Genomic DNA, 17,798 nt, shown 5'->3' on the forward strand with positions numbered 1-17,798 from the left:
GGCCGGTTCGCCGTCAGGGGCGCTTGCGCCGCAGGTGCCCCAGCGGCCACACCGCACCGGCCTTGACCTCGCCGAGCGAGAAGCTGGTGTGCAGGTCTTTCACGTTGGGCAGCTTGAACAGCGTGTCGTGCGCCCAGCGCGAATAAGCGTCCAGATCGGTGGCCAGCACCTGCAGCTCGAAAGTGCCGGCGCCGCTGATGTAGTGGCAGCTCAGCACCTCGGGCAAGGCGCGGATGGCGTCCTCGAGCGCCCGCGTGGCCTCGGCGTTGTTGCGCTCGGCGTCGATGCGCACGAAGGCCAGCACACCCAGGCCGATGCGGCGGCGGTCGATCTCGGCGCGGTAGCCGGTGATGTAGCGCTGCTGCTCGAGCCATTTGACGCGCCGCCAGGTGGGCGCCGCCGACAGGCCGATGCGCGAGGCCAGCTCGGCATTGGTGAGCCGCGCGTCGTGCTGCAGCTCGTCGAGGATGGCGATGTCGTAGCGGTCAAGCCCGGGGCCGTGCGCCAGCTCGGCGGCCTCGGGGGTGTCGGGGGTGTTGGGGGTGTCGGCGGCCTGGCCATCGTCGGCCCCGGCGCCTGCCGCGGCCGTGGCCGTGGCCAAACCGCCGCTGCCGGCCGCAGCGGCCCGACCGGCGGCCGAGGGTGTTTTCCCTGATGCGCGTGGTTTGGGCGCGATTCTTTCTTTGGTAGCCATTGTTCGAGCAAGCTCCTTTCGCCAATCATCGCTACAACGGCATCAAAAGAAAAGACTTCACGGCGGGCTTTTTCTAAACTGCCCCGACCTGCCGCCGCCTTGTTGCGGCGCCGATTTCCACCGTGACCGAGGCCCCGCATGAACGCCCCGCTGCCCGACGCCGTCCGCCGTGCCCTCGAGACCATCTCGCTCGACGACAAGTACACCCTGGCGCGCGGCCGCGCCTTCATGAGCGGCGTGCAGGCCCTGGTGCGCCTGCCCATGCTGCAGCAGCAGCGCGACGCGGCCGCGGGCCTCAACACCGCCGGCTTCATCAGCGGCTACCGCGGCAGCCCGCTGGGCGGCTACGACCAGTCGCTGTGGGCCGCCAAGGCCCATCTGGCCCAGCACCAGATCGTGTTCCAGCCCGGCGTCAACGAAGAGCTGGCGGCCACCGCGGTGTGGGGCACGCAGCAGCTCGACCTGTTTCCTGAACGCAAGAAGCACGATGGCGTGTTCGGCATCTGGTACGGCAAGGGCCCGGGGGTCGATCGCTGCTCCGACGTGTTCAAGCACGCCAACATGGCCGGCACCAGCCGGCACGGCGGCGTGATCGCCATCGCCGGCGACGACCATGTGGCCAAGAGCAGCACCGCCGCACATCAAAGCGACCACATCTTCAAGGCCTGCGGCCTGCCGGTGTTTTTTCCCAGCGATGTGCAGGGCATCCTCGACATGGGCCTGCATGCCATCGCGATGAGCCGCTTCTCCGGCGTGTGGGCCGGCATGAAGACCATCCAGGAGGTGGTGGAAAGCGCGGCCAGCGTCAGCGTCGACCCCGACCGCGTGCAGATCGTGCTGCCCGGCGACTTTGCGATGCCGCCGGGCGGCGTGCACATGCGCTGGCCCGACACCGCGCTCGAGCAGGAGGCGCGGCTGATGGACACCAAGTGGTACGCCGCGCTGGCCTACATCCGCGCCAACCGGCTCAACCACAACGTCATCGCCACGCCCGACGACCGCTTCGGCCTGATCGCCAGCGGCAAGGCCTACAACGACACGCGCCAGGCGCTCCACGACCTGGGCCTGGACGACGCCACCTGCCGCTGCCTGGGCATCCGCCTGCACAAGGTCAACGTGGTGTGGCCGCTGGAGGCGCAGACCACGCGCGAGTTCGCCACCGGCCTGAAAGAGATCCTGGTGGTGGAAGAAAAGCGCCAGGTCATCGAGTACCAGCTCAAGGAAGAGCTCTACGGCTGGCGCCCCGACGTGCGCCCCGACGTGGTGGGCAAGTTCGACGAGGCCGACGGCAGCCACGACGGCGGCGAATGGAGCCTGCCCAACCCCAGCGGCAACTGGCTGCTGCGCGCCAAGGCCGACCTGACGCCGGCCATCATCGCCAAGGCCATCGCCCGCCGGCTGCGCCGCCTGGGCGTGCCCGACGACGTGGCCGCCCGCATGGACGCCCACCTGCAGGTGCTGGAGGCCCGCGAACGCGCGGTGCTGTCGCTGCAGACCGACGCCGGCGAGCGCCTGCCCTGGTTCTGCTCGGGCTGCCCGCACAACACCAGCACGCGCGTGCCCGAGGGCAGCCGCGCGCTGGCCGGCATCGGCTGCCACTACATGGCCAACTGGATGGACCGCAGCACCGCCACCTTCACGCAGATGGGCGGCGAGGGCGTCACCTGGGTGGGCCAGGCGCCGTTCAGCCTGGACGCGCATGTATTCGCCAACCTGGGCGACGGCACCTACTTCCACAGCGGCATCCTGGCCATCCGCCAGAGCATCGCCGCGGGCGTGAACATCACCTACAAGATCCTCTACAACGACGCCGTGGCCATGACCGGCGGCCAGCGCGTGGGCGAGCGCCCCGAAGGCCACAGCGTGCTGCAGATCATGAAGAGCTGCCTGGCCGAAGGCGTGGCCAGGCTGGTGATCGTGACCGACGAGCCGGCCAAGTACAGCGGCGTGGCACTCGAGCCCGGTGTCACCGTGCACCACCGTGACGAACTCGATCGCCTCCAGCGCGAGTTCCGCACGCTCAGCGGCACCACGGCCATCATCTACGACCAGACCTGCGCCACCGAGAAGCGCCGCCGCCGCAAGCGCGGCACGATGGTCGATCCTGCCAGGCGCGTGGTCATCAACGAGCTGGTGTGCGAGGGCTGCGGCGATTGCTCGGTGCAGAGCAACTGCCTCAGCGTGGAGCCGGTGGAAACCGACTTCGGCCGCAAGCGCCGCATCAACCAGAGCACCTGCAACAAGGACTACAGCTGCACCAAGGGCTTCTGCCCCAGCTTCGTCACGGTCGAGGGCGGGCAACTGAAGAAGCCGAAGAAGGACAGCCGCATCGACCCCTTCGCGCTGCCGCCGATCAGCCAGCCGGTGCTGCCGGTGGCCGAGGCGGCCTGGGGCATCGTGGTGGCCGGCGTGGGCGGCACCGGCGTGATCACCATCGGCCAGCTGCTGGGCATGGCCGCGCACCTGGAGGGCAAGGGTGTGATCACGCAAGACTCGGCCGGCCTGGCGCAAAAGGGCGGCGCCACCTGGAGCCACATCCAGATCGCCAACCGGCCCGAGGCCATCTTCAGCACCAAGGTCGACACCGCCAAGGCCGACCTGGTGATCGCCTGCGATGCCATCGTGGCCGCCGGCAAGGCCACGCTGAGCCTGATGCGCGAGGGCCGCAGCTTCGTGGCCCTGAACACCCACGCCACGCCCACCGCGGCCTTTGTGCACAACCCCGACTGGCAGCACCCCGACGCCCGCAACGGCGGCTGCGAGGCCGCGCTGGCCAGCGCCGTGGGCCGCGCCAACCTGGGCGCCTTCGACGCCGAGCAACTGGCCGTGCAGCTGCTGGGCGACAGCATCTACACCAACCCGCTGCTGCTGGGCTTTGCCTGGCAGAAGGGCCGCGTGCCGCTGGGCCAGGCCGCGCTGCTGCGCGCCATCGAGCTCAACGGCACGCAGGTCGACAACAACAAGGCGGCCTTCGAATGGGGCCGCCGCTGTGCCGACGACCTGGCCGCCGTGATGGCCCTGCTGCCCGCCGGCCGGGGCGGCGCGCAGGTCATGCAGTTCATCCGCAAGCCGGGGCTGGAGGCCATCGTCGCGCAGCGCGTCGAATTTCTCACCCTCTACCAGGACGCGGCCTATGCGCAGCAGTACGCGGCCCTGGTCGAGCGCGTGCGTGTGGCCGAGGCCAGCGCCGCCACCGGCGCCGCGGCCGGCAGCACCCGCCTGGCCGAGGCGGTGGCGCGCTACCTGTTCAAGCTGATGGCCTACAAGGACGAGTACGAGGTCGCCCGACTGCACACCGACGCCAGCTTCAGCGCCAAGATCGCCGCGCAGTTCGAGGGCGACTACAGGCTGGTGCACCACCTGGCGCCGCCGCTGCTGGCCAAGACCAATGCGCAGGGCGAGATGATCAAGCGCGCCTACGGCCCGTGGATGCGCAGCGCCTTCGGCCTGCTGGCCCGCCTGAAGGGCCTGCGCGGCACGGCCTTCGACCCGTTCGGCAAGACCGACGAGCGCCGCACCGAGCGCGCGCTGATCGGCGAGTACCGCGACACGGTCGACGAACTGCTGCGCGGCCTGAACGCCGGCAACCTGGCGCTGGCGGTCAGCCTGGCCAGCCTGCCCGAAGAGATCCGCGGCTACGGCCATGTCAAGGCGCGCCACCTGGCCGCCGTGCGGCCCAAGTGGGCGGCGCTGCTGGCACAGTGGCGCGGCCAGCCGGCGGGCGGCCGGCAGGCGGCCTGACCGCCAGCGAAGCCGCGGGGCGCCACAGCGGGCGTCGTCGGGCTGCCGCAGGCCTGCGGCACACTGCGCGCCACCACAGCGCCCGCAGCCTCCCCATGCAAGCCACCGCCCCCTGGCCCGCCCTGGCCGACGCCGTGCACGCCCGCGTGCCGCGCCTGCCCTTTCGCATCGACGACGCCGGCACACCGCGCCTGGCCGGCTCGGTGGCCCGCGCGCACCTGCCGGCGCTGGCGCGCTGGGCCGATGCGCTGCGCATCGACGAGGCGGGCGTCACGCTCGGCCTGCCCGCCGCGCAGCGCCAGGCCTTTTTTGCCGAGGCCAATGCCGCGCTGCATGCGCAAGGCCTGATCGTGGCCTGGCGCAACGAAACCTACCCGGTGCTGGCGCTGCCGGCCGATGGCCGCTCACCCGACGCGCAAGCCGATCTGCTGGCCACCTTCGAACGCGCGGCCTCGCGCTTCTGGGGCACGGCCACCTTTGGCGCGCACTGCAACGGCTATGTCACCGACACCGGCATGGCCGACGGCCGGCCCGCGCAGCTGTGGATTGCCCGCCGCAGCGACAGCAAGCCCACCGATCCCGGCCTGCTCGACAACCTGGTGGGCGGCGGCGTGCCGCATGGCCAGACGCCGGCCCAGACCGTGCTGCGCGAGGGCTGGGAGGAGGCCGGCCTCACGCCCATGCAAATGGCCGGCCTGGCACCGGGCCGCATCCTGCGCCTGGCGCGCGACATTCCCGAAGGCTTCCAGCTCGAATGGCTGAGCGTCTACGACCTGGCCCTGCCACCCGACCTGCTACCGCAGAACCAGGACGGCGAGGTGCAGGCCCTGCACTGCTGGCCGGTGGCCGAGGCGCTGGCCCGCGCCGCCGCCGGCGAGATGACCACCGATGCCACGCTGGCCACGCTGGATTTCGCGCTGCGCCACGGCCTGCTGACCGGCCCCGACGCGGCCCGCTGCGCCGCGCTGCTGGACAGGCTGGCGCACGGCCACGCCCAGCGGCTCACAGATTGAAACAACCCGCATCGTCGTGCTGCTTACGTTCAATCAAACTGAATCAGCGACTCAAGTGGCCTGAAGCCCGGGGGCCAATGCGGCGGCGACACTGCGGCGCATGACGATTGCGCCCCGCCCTGCCACTTCCGCAGCCCCTGCCCGCTACACCGCCCCGGCCATCGTGCTGCACTGGCTGCTGGCGCTGGGCATCGTGGGCGCTTTCGGGGTGGGCCTGTACATGACCGGGCTGAGCATGTCGCCCACCCGGCTCAAGCTCTACAACTGGCACAAGTGGGCCGGCGTGACCATCCTGGCCCTGTCGGCCTTGCGCCTGCTGTGGCGCCTGGGCCACCGCCCGCCGGCCGATGTGCCGATGCCCGCCTGGCAGGCCGCGGCGGCGCATGCCGCGCATGTGGGCCTGTACCTGCTGTTTTTTGCCGTGCCGCTGATCGGCTGGGCCTACAGCTCGGCGGCCGGCTACCCGATCGTGTGGTTCGGCGTCTGGCCCTTGCCCGACTTCGTGCCGGTGGACAAGGCGCTGGCCGAGGCCATCAAGCCCTGGCATGCCCGCAGCGCCTGGCTGATGGCCCTGCTGGTGCTGCTGCACGTGGCCGGCGCCCTGAAGCACCAGCTGATCGACCGCGACGGCCTGATCAACCGCATGCGCCTGGGCGGAACCTCTGGCGGCCGGGCCTGATCACAGGCCGGTCGTCTTCTTTGTCTGCACCGCAGCACCCACCGATCCATGATCAAACTCCATTCCGGCCTGTCGGCCACCGCCCTGGCCCTGCTGGCCGCGGCCGCCACCCCCAGCCTGGCGCAGCAGGTTGACACCGCCAAGAGCGAGATCGGCTTCGTCAGCAAGCAGATGGGCGTGCCGGTCGAGGGCAAGTTCAAGAAGTGGACCGCGCAGATCGCGTTCGACCCCAAGAAGGCCGCGGCCGGCAAGGTGGCCTTCACCATCGAGACCGGATCGGCCAGCTTTGGCACCGCCGAGACCGATGCCGAGGTGGTCAAGCCGGCCTGGTTCAACGTGCCCAAGTTTCCGCAGGCCAGCTTCACCAGCACCACGATCAAGCCGCTGGGTGCGGGCAAGTTCGAGGTGGCCGGCAAGCTCAGCATCAAGGGCAACAGCCGCGATGTGGTGGTGCCGGTCACCGTGGTGCAGAACGGCGCGCTGAGCACCGCCACCGGCGCCTTCGCGATGAAGCGCCTCGAATTCAAGATCGGCGAAGGCGAATGGGCCGACACCTCGATGGTGGCCGACGAGGTGCAGGTCAAGTTCAAGCTCGCGCTCACCGGCCTCGGCCCGCTGTGAGCACCACCCCCCCAGCGTTTCAACCCCGACTTTTCAACCCGGAGATCCCGATGTTCCGCAGCACCCTCGCCGCCGCCGCACTGGCCACCCTCGCCTTCGGCGCCCAGGCCCAGAGCGCCACCTACGCGATCGACCCGACGCACACCTTCGCCACCTTCGAGATCCTGCACTTCGGTGCCAGCACCAACCGCGGCCGCTTCGACAAGAAGAGCGGCACCGTCACGCTGGACAAGGCCGGCAAGAGCGGCAAGGTCGAGATCACGCTGGAAACCGGCTCGATCAGCAGCGGCACCGCCGCCTTCGACAAGCACCTGACCAGCAAGGACTTCTTCAACTCGGCCGAATTCCCCACCGCCAAGTTCGTGGCCGACAAGTTCACGTTCAACGGCGACAAGGTGGCCGAGGTCAGCGGCAGCCTCACGCTGCTGGGCAAGACCAACCCGATCACGCTGAAGGCCAGCAACTTCGCCTGCTACGAAAGCCCGATGCTCAAGCGCGAGGTCTGCGGCGGCGATTTCGAGACCAGCGTGGTGCGCAGCCAGTACGGCATGACCTGGGGCCTGAACTACGGCTTCTCGGATGCGGTGAAGGTCGTCATCCAGGTCGAGGCCGTCAAGCAATAAGCTGGGGCACCCGGCGCCGCGGGTACGCGACGCCACCCGCCGGGCGGGCTCGCTGGCCCACCGGCACCCACTGCAAGCCCCGCCCTGGCGGGGCTTTGTCGTTTCTGCCAGCATGCGGCGCATGACCCTTGCGCGACCTCTGCTGCTTCTGGGCCTCGGCCTGCTGAGCGCCGGCACTGCCACGGCCCAGCCCGTGGCCTACCAGCTCGACCCCACGCACAGCTTCGTGCACTTCGAGGTGCTGCACTTCGACACGGCCACGCTGCGCGGGCGTTTCGGGCCGCTCAAGGGCGAGGTCGAGCTCGACCGCGCAGCGCGGCGCGGCCGTGTGCAGGTGGTGGTGGACGTGTCCCAGGTGAGCAGCGGCCTGCCGGTGCTCGATGCCCGTCTGCGCGGGCCCGACCTGCTGGACGCCGAGGGCCACCCGCAGGCGTTTTTCGTGGCCAGCGGCTTCGAGTTCGACGCCCAGGGCGGCGTGCGCGCGGTACGCGGCGAGTTCACGCTGCGCGGCCAGGGCCGGCCGCTCACGCTGATGGCCGAGCGCTTTCGCTGCTACACCCACCCGCTGCTGCGCCGCGAGGTGTGCGGCGGCGACTTCAGCGCCGTGCTCGAGCGCAGCGCCTGGGGCATCACCTACGGCCTGCCCTTCGTGGCCGAGCGGGTGACGCTGCGGGTGCAGGTGGAGGCGGTGCGGCAAGACCCGCCCTGAGCGCGCCGCGGCCGTCGCCGGCTGCTGCACCCCATCCGGCGCACCGGCCGGTGCGTCGCACGCGTCTGGTGGCGGCCATGACGGCCTGCGTACAGTCCGTCCATCCCCAGCATCGCCAGCCCTTCTCCCATGAACCCCAATCCGGCCTCGCCCTGGCCTGCCCGCTGGCAGCGCTTCTCGGCCGCCAGCCTGCGCGGCTACCACGCCTATGGCAGCTGGCTGGTGGGCATCACCTGGCGGCGCTTCATCGTGCTGTCGGTGCTGCTGATGATCGTTTCGGGCCTGCTGCAGAACATTCCGCCCTTCAGCTGGCACTGGACGCGCACCGTGACGCTGGCGCCCGAGCTGCCCAAGCTGCCGGAGATTCCCAAGATCGGCGCACCCGAGGCGCCCAAGCCACCCGCGGCGCCCGCGGCCTCGGCATCCAAGGTGCGGCCCGGCATCCACATCGAGAAGCCGCCCAAGGGCAGCAAGACCGATGGCGTGGAGATCACCATTGACGACCATGGCGTGCGCATCGTGCCCAAGACACGCGCCGTCGCAGCCTCGCAGGCCCAGGCTGCGGCATCGGCCGCCGGCCAGGCGCCGGGCGGCACGGCACCGCTGGTCGACATCCGGCTGCCGCCGGGGGCCACCGGCGAGGCCGTGCGCCAGGCGGTGGAAGACGCTCGCGACGCCATCGAGGAAGCCGTGCGCGACGCCCGCGAGGACGCCCGCGACGAGCTCGAAGCCGCGCGCGCCGAGGCCCAGGCCGCACGCGAGGCCGGCCGCCAGGCCACCCTCGACGCCGCCCGCGCCATCGCCGACGCCCGCCGCGCGATGCCCAAGCGCGAGACGCACGAGGTCAGCCTGGGCGAGTTTCTGCCCAGCCTGGCCATGCTGTGGATCGTGGGCTCGGTGATCCTGAAGATCACCTACAGGCAGCAGATCCGCGCCGAGGCCACGGCCGCGCAGGCGGTGGAGACGGCCGAAGCCGAATCGCTCAAGCGCCAGGTGGTCGAGGCGCGCATGGCGGCCATGCAGGCGCAGATCGAGCCGCACTTCCTGTTCAACACGCTGGCCAGCATCGACCACCTGATCGAGGTCGACCCGCAGCGCGCCAGCCAGATGCAGAAGAACCTGATCGCGCTGCTGCGCGCCAGCATGCCCACCATGCGCGAGACCGCCGGCAGCGAAGGCGGCACGCCGCGCGACCTGGGCCGCGAGCTGGCCGTCATCCGCCCCTACCTCGAGATCCTGAAGGTGCGAATGGAAGAGCGCCTGACCACCACCATCGACGTGCCCGAGGGCCTGCTCTCGGCCGAGTTTCCGGCCATGATGGTGCAGACCCTGGTCGAGAACGCCATCAAGCACGGCCTGGAGCCCAAGCCCGAGGGCGGCCACCTGGCGGTCAAGGCCGAAATCCTGCACGGCAAGCTGGCCATCAGCGTGGCCGACACCGGCCTGGGCTTCGGCCGCGCCGCCACCGCCGGCACCGGCGTGGGCCTGGCCAACATCCGCGAGCGCCTGCAGCTGCTCTACGGCACCAAGGCCGCGCTGACCATCGCCGAGAATCCCGGCGGCGGCACGCGCGTGACCATCACCGTGCCCTACAAACCCGTTGAAGGAGCCGGCGCATGACCGCCCCCACCCCCAGCCCGCTGGATGCCACGACCGCGCCGCGCGCGGTGATCGCCGACGACGAGCGCCTGATGCGCGAGCAACTGCGCGCCCGCCTGACCGAGGTGTGGCCCGAGCTGCAGATCGTGGCCGAGGCCAAGAACGGCCTCGAGGCCGTGGAGCTGGTGCAGCAGCACCGGCCCGACCTGGTGTTTCTCGACATCCGCATGCCCGGCCTCACCGGCGTGGAGGCGGCGCGCCAGATCGCGCAGCTGGACATCGGCGACGACGAGCACCTGCCCGAGATCGTGTTCATCACCGCCTATGACGAATACGCCGTGCAGGCCTTCGAGCAGGGCGTGGCCGACTATGTGCTCAAGCCCGCCGAGCGCGAGCGCCTGCAGCTCACCGTGGCGCGCATCCGCAGCCGCCTGGCGCGCCGCGACAGCCTGGATGGCGCTGACGGCGCCGACGCCGCGCCGCAGCCGCCGGTGCAGCAGCTGCTGCATGCGCTTTCGGCGCGGCTCAGCCCCGGCCACGCACCGCGTTACCTCGACTGGATCCAGGCCACCGTGGGCCAGAGCATCCAGATGATTCCGGTGGCCGAGGTGCTGTTCTTCATCAGCGACGAGAAGTACACCCGGGTGCAGACGCCCACGGTGGAGGCGCTGATCCGCAAGCCGATCAAGGAGCTGGTGGACGAGCTCGACCCGGCGCTGTTCTGGCAGATCCACCGCAGCACCCTGGTCAACGTGAAGTGCATCGCCGGCATCAGCCGCGACTTTCGCGGCCGCCAGATCGTGGCCATCAAGGGCCACACCGAAAAGCTGGAAGTCAGCCGCAGCTACACCCACCTCTTCAAGGGCATGTGACGCTTGCGCGCCCTTCTGCTGCGCGGGCACATGGCGGCCTTGCGCTGCTCGCCGTACGGGTGTACGGCTGCGTTGCTCAGGCCACCCTGAGCCCGCTCGCGACGCAGCCCGCTCAAGCGTTCGCCCTCGCTTCGGCCAGCACCTCCGACGCGCGATCGCCCAACAGGTAGCGCGCACCGGGGCCGCGCACGGCCGCGCCATCGGCCGGGTTGTACAGCGCGCAGGCCTTCAGGCTGAGGCAGCCGCAACCGATGCAGGCATCGAGCTGGCCGCGCAGGCGCTGCAGCGCGGCAATGCGCGCGTCGATCAGCGGCGCCCAGCCGCGCGCCAGGCGCTGCCAGTCGGCCTTGGTGGGCGTGCGGCCCTCGGGCAGACCGGCGAGTGCGGCGCGGATCTCGTCGAGCCCCAGGCCCACCGTCTGCGCCGCGCGGATGAAGCCCACGCGCCGCAGCACATGGCGCGGGTACTGGCGGTGGCCACCGGCACTGCGCGTGCCGCTGAGCAGGCCCTGGCTCTCGTAGAAGCGCAGCGCGCTGGCGGCCACGCCGGCGCGGCGCGCCAGCTCGCCGATGCTGATCCAGGGCTTTTCGCGCGGCGATTCGCGCAGCGCGGCAGTGGCGCCCGGGCGCCCGGCGGCGTGGTCTGTCATGTTGCTCCCCGCTTGACTTGAAGTTCACTTGAACTTCTATCTTAGGCGCCTGTTCATCGCCGCCCAAGCCACCGCTGCCATGCCAACCCTGACATCCGCACCCACGCCTGCACCCACGCCTGCACCCACGCCCGCCCCCGCCGCCAGACCGGCGCCCGAGCCCGCGGCCGCGGCCGCGACCGCGGCGCTGCACCACCTGCTCGACCAGGGCCTGGGCGCCCATGCGCCCGAATACGAGCGCGGCCTGTCCAACCACCTGCCGATGCTGCTGCACGCCTTGCAGCAGCTGGGCGCCACGCCCGAACGCCTGGCCGGCTACGCCGCCAGCTACGCCACCCGGCTGGAGCCACGCGGGCGCGCGGCCCCCGCCGGCGAGCAGCCCGACTGGCCGGCGCTGCGCGGCCGCATGGTGGCCCACGCCCCGCTGCAGGCGCACTTTGCCGCCCGCCTGGCGGCCCAGGGCCGCGATGCCACGCTGCGCCAGGCGCTGCCGCTGCTGATGCCGGGCGTGGCCGGCGGCGCCTTCCACGGCCTGATCCGCACCGCCCATGCGCTGGAGGCCGGCCACGACGGCGAGCTGGCCGCCGGCCTGGCCTACTGGGCCGCCGCCTGGCTGCCCCTGCGCGAGCCCGCCGCGCCGTGGCCGGCGATGAGCCGCCCGCTGCCCGACTGGCGGGCCGCGCTGCAGGCCGTGGCCATTGACGGCCCGCTGCCGCAGCCGCGCATCGTGCTGCGCCTGCAGGCGGTGGCGGCCACGCCGGGCTTCGATGCCGTGGCCGCCTCGCTGCAGGTCGACCCGACCACGCTGCGCACACTGGCCGAGCAGGTGGCCGCGCTGTACGCCGCCACCGGCAGCTTCACCGTGCTGCATGCGGTGACGGCCTGCCGCGCGCTGGCGGTGCTGATGCCGCTGCTGGCCGACCCCGCGGCGCGCACCCAGGCCATGCGCGAGTTCGCGCTGGCGCTGGCCGCCGCGCTGCGTGCCGCCCGGCTGAAGCGTTTGGATGCGGCCGATCACCCGCCAGCGCCTGCGGCCTGGCCCTGGCCCGCACTGCACGCCGCCGCCATGGCCAGCAACGACGACCATGCCGCCAAGCTGGTGCATGCCTGCGTGCAACTGGGCCAGCGCTGGCCGGCGGCCGATGGCGGCATCGCCACCGTCTGGGCCCAGGCCGCCACGCGCGCGGCGCTGGCCGCCGGTGCGCCGCCGCTCGCGGGCTTCGACCATCTGCACGTGTGGGTGCCCGACCGTGCCGCGGCCACCGCCTGGTATGGGCGCGTGCTGGGCCTGCGCCCGGTGGCTGCGCTGGCGCACTGGGCGCAGGACGGCGGGCCGCTGGTGCTGGCCGATGCGGCGGGCTGCGTGAACCTGGCACTGTTCGAGCGGCCGCCCCAACCGGGTCAGTGGCCCAACCGCGCCACGCTGGCACTGGCGCTGGGTGCGCTGCAATGGCCGGCCTGGCGCGCCCACCTGGCCGCCCAGCCCGGGCTGGCGGTGAGCTTCGCCGATCACGGCGAGTCGTGGTCGCTGTACTTCTCCGATCCCGACGGCAACCCCTACGAGCTGACCTGCCACGAGGTGGCGGCACTGAAGGCGGCGGTGCCTTGAGCGCGGCGCGACACAGCCCGGCGTAGGCGCCCAGCGTCCCTCAGCGGCGCTCAGCGGCGCTGCGGTGGCAGCGCGCTGGCGATCAGCCACTGCGCGGCCCAGTAGCTGGCCAGCACCCACAGCGATGCCAGCGGCACGGGCCCGGCGAACTTGTTCGTGGCCAGCAGCGCATCCGACACCAGAAACAGCCCACCGCCCAGCGCCGCACGCCGGGCCAGCCGTGCCTGCACCGTGCTGCCCTCGGACAGCAGCAGCCAGCGCGCGGCGGCCTGCGCGGCCATCGCCGCCAGGCACAGCACATAGGCGATCACCGGTGCGCGCAGCGCGCCGGGCACACCGGGCCACAGCCGCCACAGCACCGCACCGGCCACCACGGCATAGACGACGAAAGGGCCGCGGTGCGCGATGAAGCGCACGCCGCCGCGCGTGAAGGCCACCAGGTAGGCCAGGTGCGCCAGCAAAAAGGCCACCAGGCCGGGCAGAAAGCCTTCGCGCGGCCACAGCAGCGCCACGTCACCCAGCAGCGAGAGCCCCAGGCCCGCCAGCACCGCGCGGCGCAGCGCCTGGCCGCTGCGCCCGTTCTCGCGGCCGCGCTGCGCGGCATGGGCAATGACCAGCAGCGTGGTCAGCGGCTTGGTCAGCCACAGCAGCCATGGCGCGGCCAGCAGTCCGCTGGCACTGGCAATGGCCAGCGCGGCGCTGACCAGAAAGGCAGGAAAGAGCAAGGGCATGACACACCGACCACCGACGAGCACGCCGGGTGGCAGACGGCACCGCCCGGTCGCCGCGCAGTGTCGCGGCCGGTGGCGCCGCGCGCCATCGGGTGCGGCCCGCGGATCAGGCCAGGCGCACGCCGTGTCTGGCGCGGCCGCGGCGCCACCCGGCCCAGGCGCCCAACGCCGCCAGCCACAGCGCCCAGCGGCCCGGCTCGGGCACCACGCCCACCGGCGCAATCGACGCAATCGCCACCCACATCGACGGGTACTCCCCGCGCTGCTCCTGAACCCTCCGCACGGCCCGCTCGCGGCGCTCAGGGGAGAACTTGCTCGACTTCTTCATGGCGCCCTCTTCTCAAGGCTTGGAGCCTGCGCAAAAACCGGGGCGGTTCAGGTGCATTCACACCGGGTCAGGCCTTGCCGGGATCGGGCGCTGCCGCCACCTTGCCCGCCAGCTCGGCGCGCAGGCGCTTGAGCCGCTCGCGCGGGTCTTCCTTGGTGGTGCTTTCGTTGAGCTTCATCTCGGCGATGAAGCGGCTGGGGATGCCGGCCACCGTCTCGCGGCCCTTCTTGCGCCGGCGCAGCGTGCTCACCATCAGCGTGCTGCGTGCGCGGGTGATGCCCACGTACATCAGGCGCCGTTCTTCTTCCAGGCGCTGCGGCGTCATGTCCTCGGCATCGGCCTTGAAGGGCAGCAGGCCCTCGTTGACGCCGGCCAGCACCACGTGCGGCCATTCCAGGCCCTTGCTGGCGTGCAGGGTGGACAGGGTGACCATCTCCTGGTCGTCGCCACGCTCGGCCAGGCTGATGATCACGCTGATGGTCTGGGCCACGTCCAGCACGGTCTGCTGCTCGCGGATCTGCGTGGTGCCGTCCTCGGCCAGCTCGCCGCCGCAGCGCTTGGCCACCCAGTCGACGAAGTCGAGCACATTGGTCCAGCGCGCCGCGGCCACCTTCTCGCTCTCTTCGTTGTCGTAGAGGTGCTGCTCGTAGCCGATGTCCTTGAGCCACTCGAGCAACATCGCCTTGGCCGTCTCGGCGCCGCGGGTGTGGCGGGCGCGGTGCTCCATCTCGTTGATGTAGCGGCCGAACTCGTGCAGGCCGTCCAGCGCCTTGGTGCTGAGCTGCGCGCCCAGGCTTTCCTTGAACAGCGCCTCGAACAGGCTGACCTTCCACTTGCCCGAGAACTCGCCCAGCTTGCCCAGCGTGGCGTGGCCGATGCCGCGCTTGGGCGTGGTGATGGCGCGCAGAAACGCGGGGTCGTCGTCCTGGTTGACCAGCAGGCGCAGCCAGGCGCACAGGTCCTTGATCTCGGCGCGGTCGAAAAAGCTCTGGCCGCCCGACACCTTGTACGGAATCTGCGCGCTGCGCAGCTTTTGCTCGAACACCCGCGCCAGGTGGTTGGCGCGGTAGAGGATGGCGAAGTCGCTCCACTTCACATCGCCGCCACGGGCCCGCTGCGCCTGGATGAAGGCCACCGCGCGCTCGGCCTCGTGCTCCTCGCCATCGCATTCGGCCAGGCGCACCGGCTCGCCGTCGCCAAACTCGCTCCACAGCTTCTTCTCGAAGATCTTGGGGTTGGCGGCGATCACGTTGTTGGCGGCCCGCAGGATCGAGCTGGTGGAGCGGTAGTTCTGCTCCAGCGGGATCACCGTGAGGTCGGGCCAGTCTTCGGGCAGGCGCTTGAGGTTCTCGATGGTGGCGCCGCGCCAGCCGTAGATGCTCTGGTCGTCGTCGCCCACCGCGGTGAACTGGCCGCGCGTGCGCGGGTTGTCGCTGCTCACCAGGGCCTTGAGCAGCTCGTACTGCACGGCATTGGTGTCCTGGTACTCGTCCACCAGCACATGGCGAAAGGTGTCCTGCCACTTGGCGCGGGTTTCGGCGTCGCGCTGCAGCAGCTTGAGCGGCAGGCTGATCAGGTCGTCGAAGTCCACCGCCTGGTAGGCGGCCAGGCGCTCTTCATAGCGGCGCATCAGCTGCGCGCACTGCTGCTCGTCGGCGGTCTTGGCGGCGGCCATCGCGCCGTCGGCGTCCAGGCCCTGGTTCTTCCACAGGCTGATCTGCCACTGCCAGCTGCGCGCCAGCTTGGCGTCGGTGGTGCCGCCGGCATCGCGCAGCACGCCCAGCACGTCGTCGGCGTCGAGGATCGAGAACTTGGGCTTCAGGCCCAGGCGCTCGCCATCCTCGCGCAGCAGCCGCACGCCCAGGCTGTGGAAGGTGCTCACCACCAGGTCGCGCGCGGCCTTGCCGCCCACCAGGCCCTTGGCCCGCTCGCGCATCTCTTGCGAGGCCTTGTTGGTGAAGGTGATGGCGGCGATCTGCTTGGGCTCCAGCCCGGCCTGCAGCAGGCGCGCGATCTTGTGGGTGATCACCCGCGTCTTGCCCGAGCCGGCGCCAGCCAATACCAGGCAGGGCCCCGAGAGGTGGTGCACGGCCTGCAGCTGGGCGGGGTTGAGCGAAGGAGGGGAAGATGCCATCGGATGCTGGGATGATCGGGCCGCGCCACGGCGGGCGGCCCCGGGGCCGCCGCGGCGGTTGGAGCGGTCGATGCCGCCGGGGCACCGGGACAATGGCCGGCCCCGGGCCGCCGCCCGGCGCGCGCAGCCGGCCTGCGGCCACCACCCTGGCGGCCGCGGATGATAGCGGCGCACCATTTCACCCCTTGCAACGCCCTGGATGAGCCCACTGTCGCTTCACCGCCGCGCCCTGCTGGCCGCCGGCACCACGCTGGGCCTGAGCGCCCCGCTGTTCGTGCGCCACGCGCTGGCCGTCACCGCCGCCGACGTGCCGCGCTTTGCGCTGGGCGTGGCCTCGGGCCAGCCACGCGCCAGCAGCCTGGTGCTGTGGACCCGACTGACCGGCCTCGACCTGCCGCCGCAGGCGCCGGTGCAGTGGGAGCTGGCGCACGACGAGGCCTTCACGCAGATCGCCGCGCGCGGCACCGAGCTGGCCGAGGCCGCCTGGGCGCACAGCGTGCATGCCGAGCCGGCGGGGCTGGCGCCCGGGCGCTGGTACTTCTACCGCTTCACCGCGCTGGGCCAGCGCAGCCCGGTGGGCCGCACCCGCACCGCGCCGGCGGCCGACGCGCCGCTGCAGGGCAGCCGCCTGCGCGCCGTGCTGGCCAGCTGCCAGCGCTGGGAGCATGGCCACTACGCCGCCTGGGCGCATGTGGCGCAGCGCGGGCTCGATCTGGTGCTGTTCGCCGGCGACTACATCTACGAATACGCCGCCCCGCCCAGCAGCGTGCGCCCGCACGATCTGCCGGCCGCGCGCACGCTGGCCCACTACCGCGAACGCCATGCGCTGCACAAGAGCGACGAGGCCCTGCAGGCCGCCCATGCCGCCATGCCCTGGTGGCTGATCTGGGACGACCACGAGGTCATCAACGACTACGCCGGCCTGCACGGCCCGCAGCTGGGCCATGCCGACCTGACGCGCCAGCGCGCCGCCGCCTACCAGGCCTACTGGGAGCACCAGCCGCTGCGCAAGGCCCAGCGCCCGGTGAACGGTGCGCTGCCGCTGTTCGAGCGCGCCAGCTGGGGCCGCCTGGCCACGCTGCACCTGCTGGACACCCGCCAGCACCGCGACCCGCAGGCCTGCCAGCCGCTGCTGGGCGGCCCGCGCTCGCCCACCGTGAAGGTGGCCGACTGCGCGGCGCTGGCCGATCCGGCGCGCAGCCCGCTGGGTGCCGCGCAGGAGCGCTGGCTGGCCGATGGCTGGGATCACGAGCGCCCCTGGAACCTGCTGGTGCAAACCACGCTGATGGCCCGCGCCTCGCGCACCGCGGTCACGCCCAGCGATGCCGGCACCGCCTGGGTGGACGGCTGGGACGGCTACCCGCTGGCGCGCCAGCGCCTGCTGCAGGGCGTGGCCGAGCGCCGGCTGGCCGGCACCGTGGTGCTGGGTGGCGACGTGCACGCCCACTACGCCGCCGACCTGAAGCCCGACTTCCGCGACGAGCGCGCGCCGGCGGTGGCCACCGAGTTCTGCTGCACCTCGATCAGCAGCCACGGCGTGCCGCAGCTGCTGGTCGACCGCCTGCTGGCCCACAACCCGCACCTGCGCCATGGCCGCAGCGACCAGCGCGGCTGCACCGTGCTCACGCTCGACGCCCACCAGCTGCAAGCCGAGATGCTGGCGGTGCACGACAGCAGCGATGCGCGCAGCCCCGTGGCCGTGCAGGCGCGCTTCGCGGTTGACGCCCGCCAGCCGGGCGTGCAGCAAGGCTGACGGGCGCCCTCTTCCTGCATCCGCGCATGCCGGGCCGGCGCCC

Annotated in this window: 15 protein-coding genes; 10 read left to right on the forward strand and 5 right to left on the reverse strand. The window is 71.7% G+C overall.

All coding sequences use genetic code 11. The features are described from left to right. Positions 1-13 precede the first annotated feature (13 nt). Positions 14-508 carry an Lrp/AsnC family transcriptional regulator gene (locus N4G63_RS21365; protein ID WP_260787631.1) on the reverse strand — a complete coding sequence of 165 codons (495 nt, stop codon included), beginning with the start codon at positions 506-508 and terminating at the stop codon, positions 14-16. Between the two features lie 324 nt (positions 509-832). On the opposite strand from N4G63_RS21365, the gene N4G63_RS21370 reads away from it, so the two are divergent. The 8 genes from N4G63_RS21370 to N4G63_RS21405 all read left to right on the forward strand — a co-directional run bounded on the left by N4G63_RS21370 (position 833) and on the right by N4G63_RS21405 (position 10,551). After that, positions 833-4,435: an indolepyruvate ferredoxin oxidoreductase family protein gene (locus N4G63_RS21370; RefSeq protein WP_260786877.1), complete on the forward strand. Its 3,603-nt coding sequence runs from the start codon at positions 833-835 to the stop codon at positions 4,433-4,435. A gap of 95 nt (positions 4,436-4,530) precedes the next feature. After that, a complete protein-coding gene (locus N4G63_RS21375) occupies positions 4,531-5,448 on the forward strand; it encodes an NUDIX hydrolase (RefSeq protein ID WP_260786876.1) in 918 nt (305 codons plus the stop codon). A gap of 100 nt (positions 5,449-5,548) precedes the next feature. Next, positions 5,549-6,127 carry a cytochrome b gene (locus N4G63_RS21380; protein ID WP_260786875.1) on the forward strand — a complete coding sequence of 193 codons (579 nt, stop codon included), beginning with the start codon at positions 5,549-5,551 and terminating at the stop codon, positions 6,125-6,127. A 48-nt stretch (positions 6,128-6,175) separates the two neighbouring features. Further along, positions 6,176-6,748 carry a YceI family protein gene (locus N4G63_RS21385; RefSeq protein WP_260786874.1) on the forward strand — a complete coding sequence of 191 codons (573 nt, stop codon included), beginning with the start codon at positions 6,176-6,178 and terminating at the stop codon, positions 6,746-6,748. 50 nt (positions 6,749-6,798) lie between these two features. After that, complete coding sequence (locus N4G63_RS21390; protein ID WP_260786873.1) at positions 6,799-7,371, forward strand: YceI family protein; 573 nt, start codon at positions 6,799-6,801, stop codon at positions 7,369-7,371. Between the two features lie 121 nt (positions 7,372-7,492). Next, positions 7,493-8,080, forward strand: coding sequence for a YceI family protein (locus N4G63_RS21395; protein WP_260786872.1), 588 nt, complete (start codon positions 7,493-7,495; stop codon positions 8,078-8,080). 129 nt (positions 8,081-8,209) lie between these two features. Beyond that, complete coding sequence (locus tag N4G63_RS21400) at positions 8,210-9,700, forward strand: sensor histidine kinase (RefSeq protein WP_260786871.1); 1,491 nt, start codon at positions 8,210-8,212, stop codon at positions 9,698-9,700. Then, a complete protein-coding gene (locus tag N4G63_RS21405; RefSeq protein ID WP_260786870.1) occupies positions 9,697-10,551 on the forward strand; it encodes a LytR/AlgR family response regulator transcription factor in 855 nt (284 codons plus the stop codon). Before N4G63_RS21400 ends, N4G63_RS21405 begins: the two co-directional genes overlap by 4 nt. A 112-nt stretch (positions 10,552-10,663) precedes the next feature. Here the strand turns inward: N4G63_RS21405 and soxR are convergent, their stop codons facing one another. After that, on the reverse strand, positions 10,664-11,200 hold the full coding sequence (soxR, locus tag N4G63_RS21410) for a redox-sensitive transcriptional activator SoxR (protein ID WP_260786869.1): 537 nt from the start codon (positions 11,198-11,200) through the stop codon (positions 10,664-10,666). Between the two features lie 79 nt (positions 11,201-11,279). On the opposite strand from soxR, the gene N4G63_RS21415 reads away from it, so the two are divergent. Then, positions 11,280-12,809 carry a questin oxidase family protein gene (locus tag N4G63_RS21415; RefSeq protein ID WP_260786868.1) on the forward strand — a complete coding sequence of 510 codons (1,530 nt, stop codon included), beginning with the start codon at positions 11,280-11,282 and terminating at the stop codon, positions 12,807-12,809. 50 nt (positions 12,810-12,859) lie between these two features. Here the strand turns inward: N4G63_RS21415 and N4G63_RS21420 are convergent, their stop codons facing one another. From N4G63_RS21420 to N4G63_RS21430, 3 genes are all read right to left on the reverse strand, one after another. Beyond that, positions 12,860-13,540, reverse strand: a complete 681-nt coding sequence (locus tag N4G63_RS21420; RefSeq protein WP_260786867.1) for a lysoplasmalogenase — start codon at positions 13,538-13,540, stop codon at positions 12,860-12,862. Positions 13,541-13,646: 106 nt separating this feature from the next. Next, complete coding sequence (locus tag N4G63_RS21425; protein ID WP_260787692.1) at positions 13,647-13,868, reverse strand: PEP-CTERM sorting domain-containing protein; 222 nt, start codon at positions 13,866-13,868, stop codon at positions 13,647-13,649. Positions 13,869-13,935: 67 nt separating this feature from the next. Then, the gene (locus N4G63_RS21430) at positions 13,936-16,002 is read right to left on the reverse strand and encodes an ATP-dependent helicase (protein ID WP_260786866.1); all 2,067 of its coding nucleotides are present in this window, start codon (positions 16,000-16,002) and stop codon (positions 13,936-13,938) included. 199 nt (positions 16,003-16,201) lie between these two features. Here N4G63_RS21430 and N4G63_RS21435 point away from each other — a divergent pair, with 199 nt between their 5' ends. Next, positions 16,202-17,755 (forward strand): alkaline phosphatase D family protein, encoded by a 1,554-nt coding sequence (locus N4G63_RS21435; protein WP_260786865.1) that lies wholly within the window; start codon positions 16,202-16,204, stop codon positions 17,753-17,755. Positions 17,756-17,798 lie beyond the last annotated feature (43 nt).

Source organism: Aquabacterium sp. OR-4, assembly GCF_025290835.2.
Classification (GTDB): domain Bacteria; phylum Pseudomonadota; class Gammaproteobacteria; order Burkholderiales; family Burkholderiaceae_C; genus Pseudaquabacterium.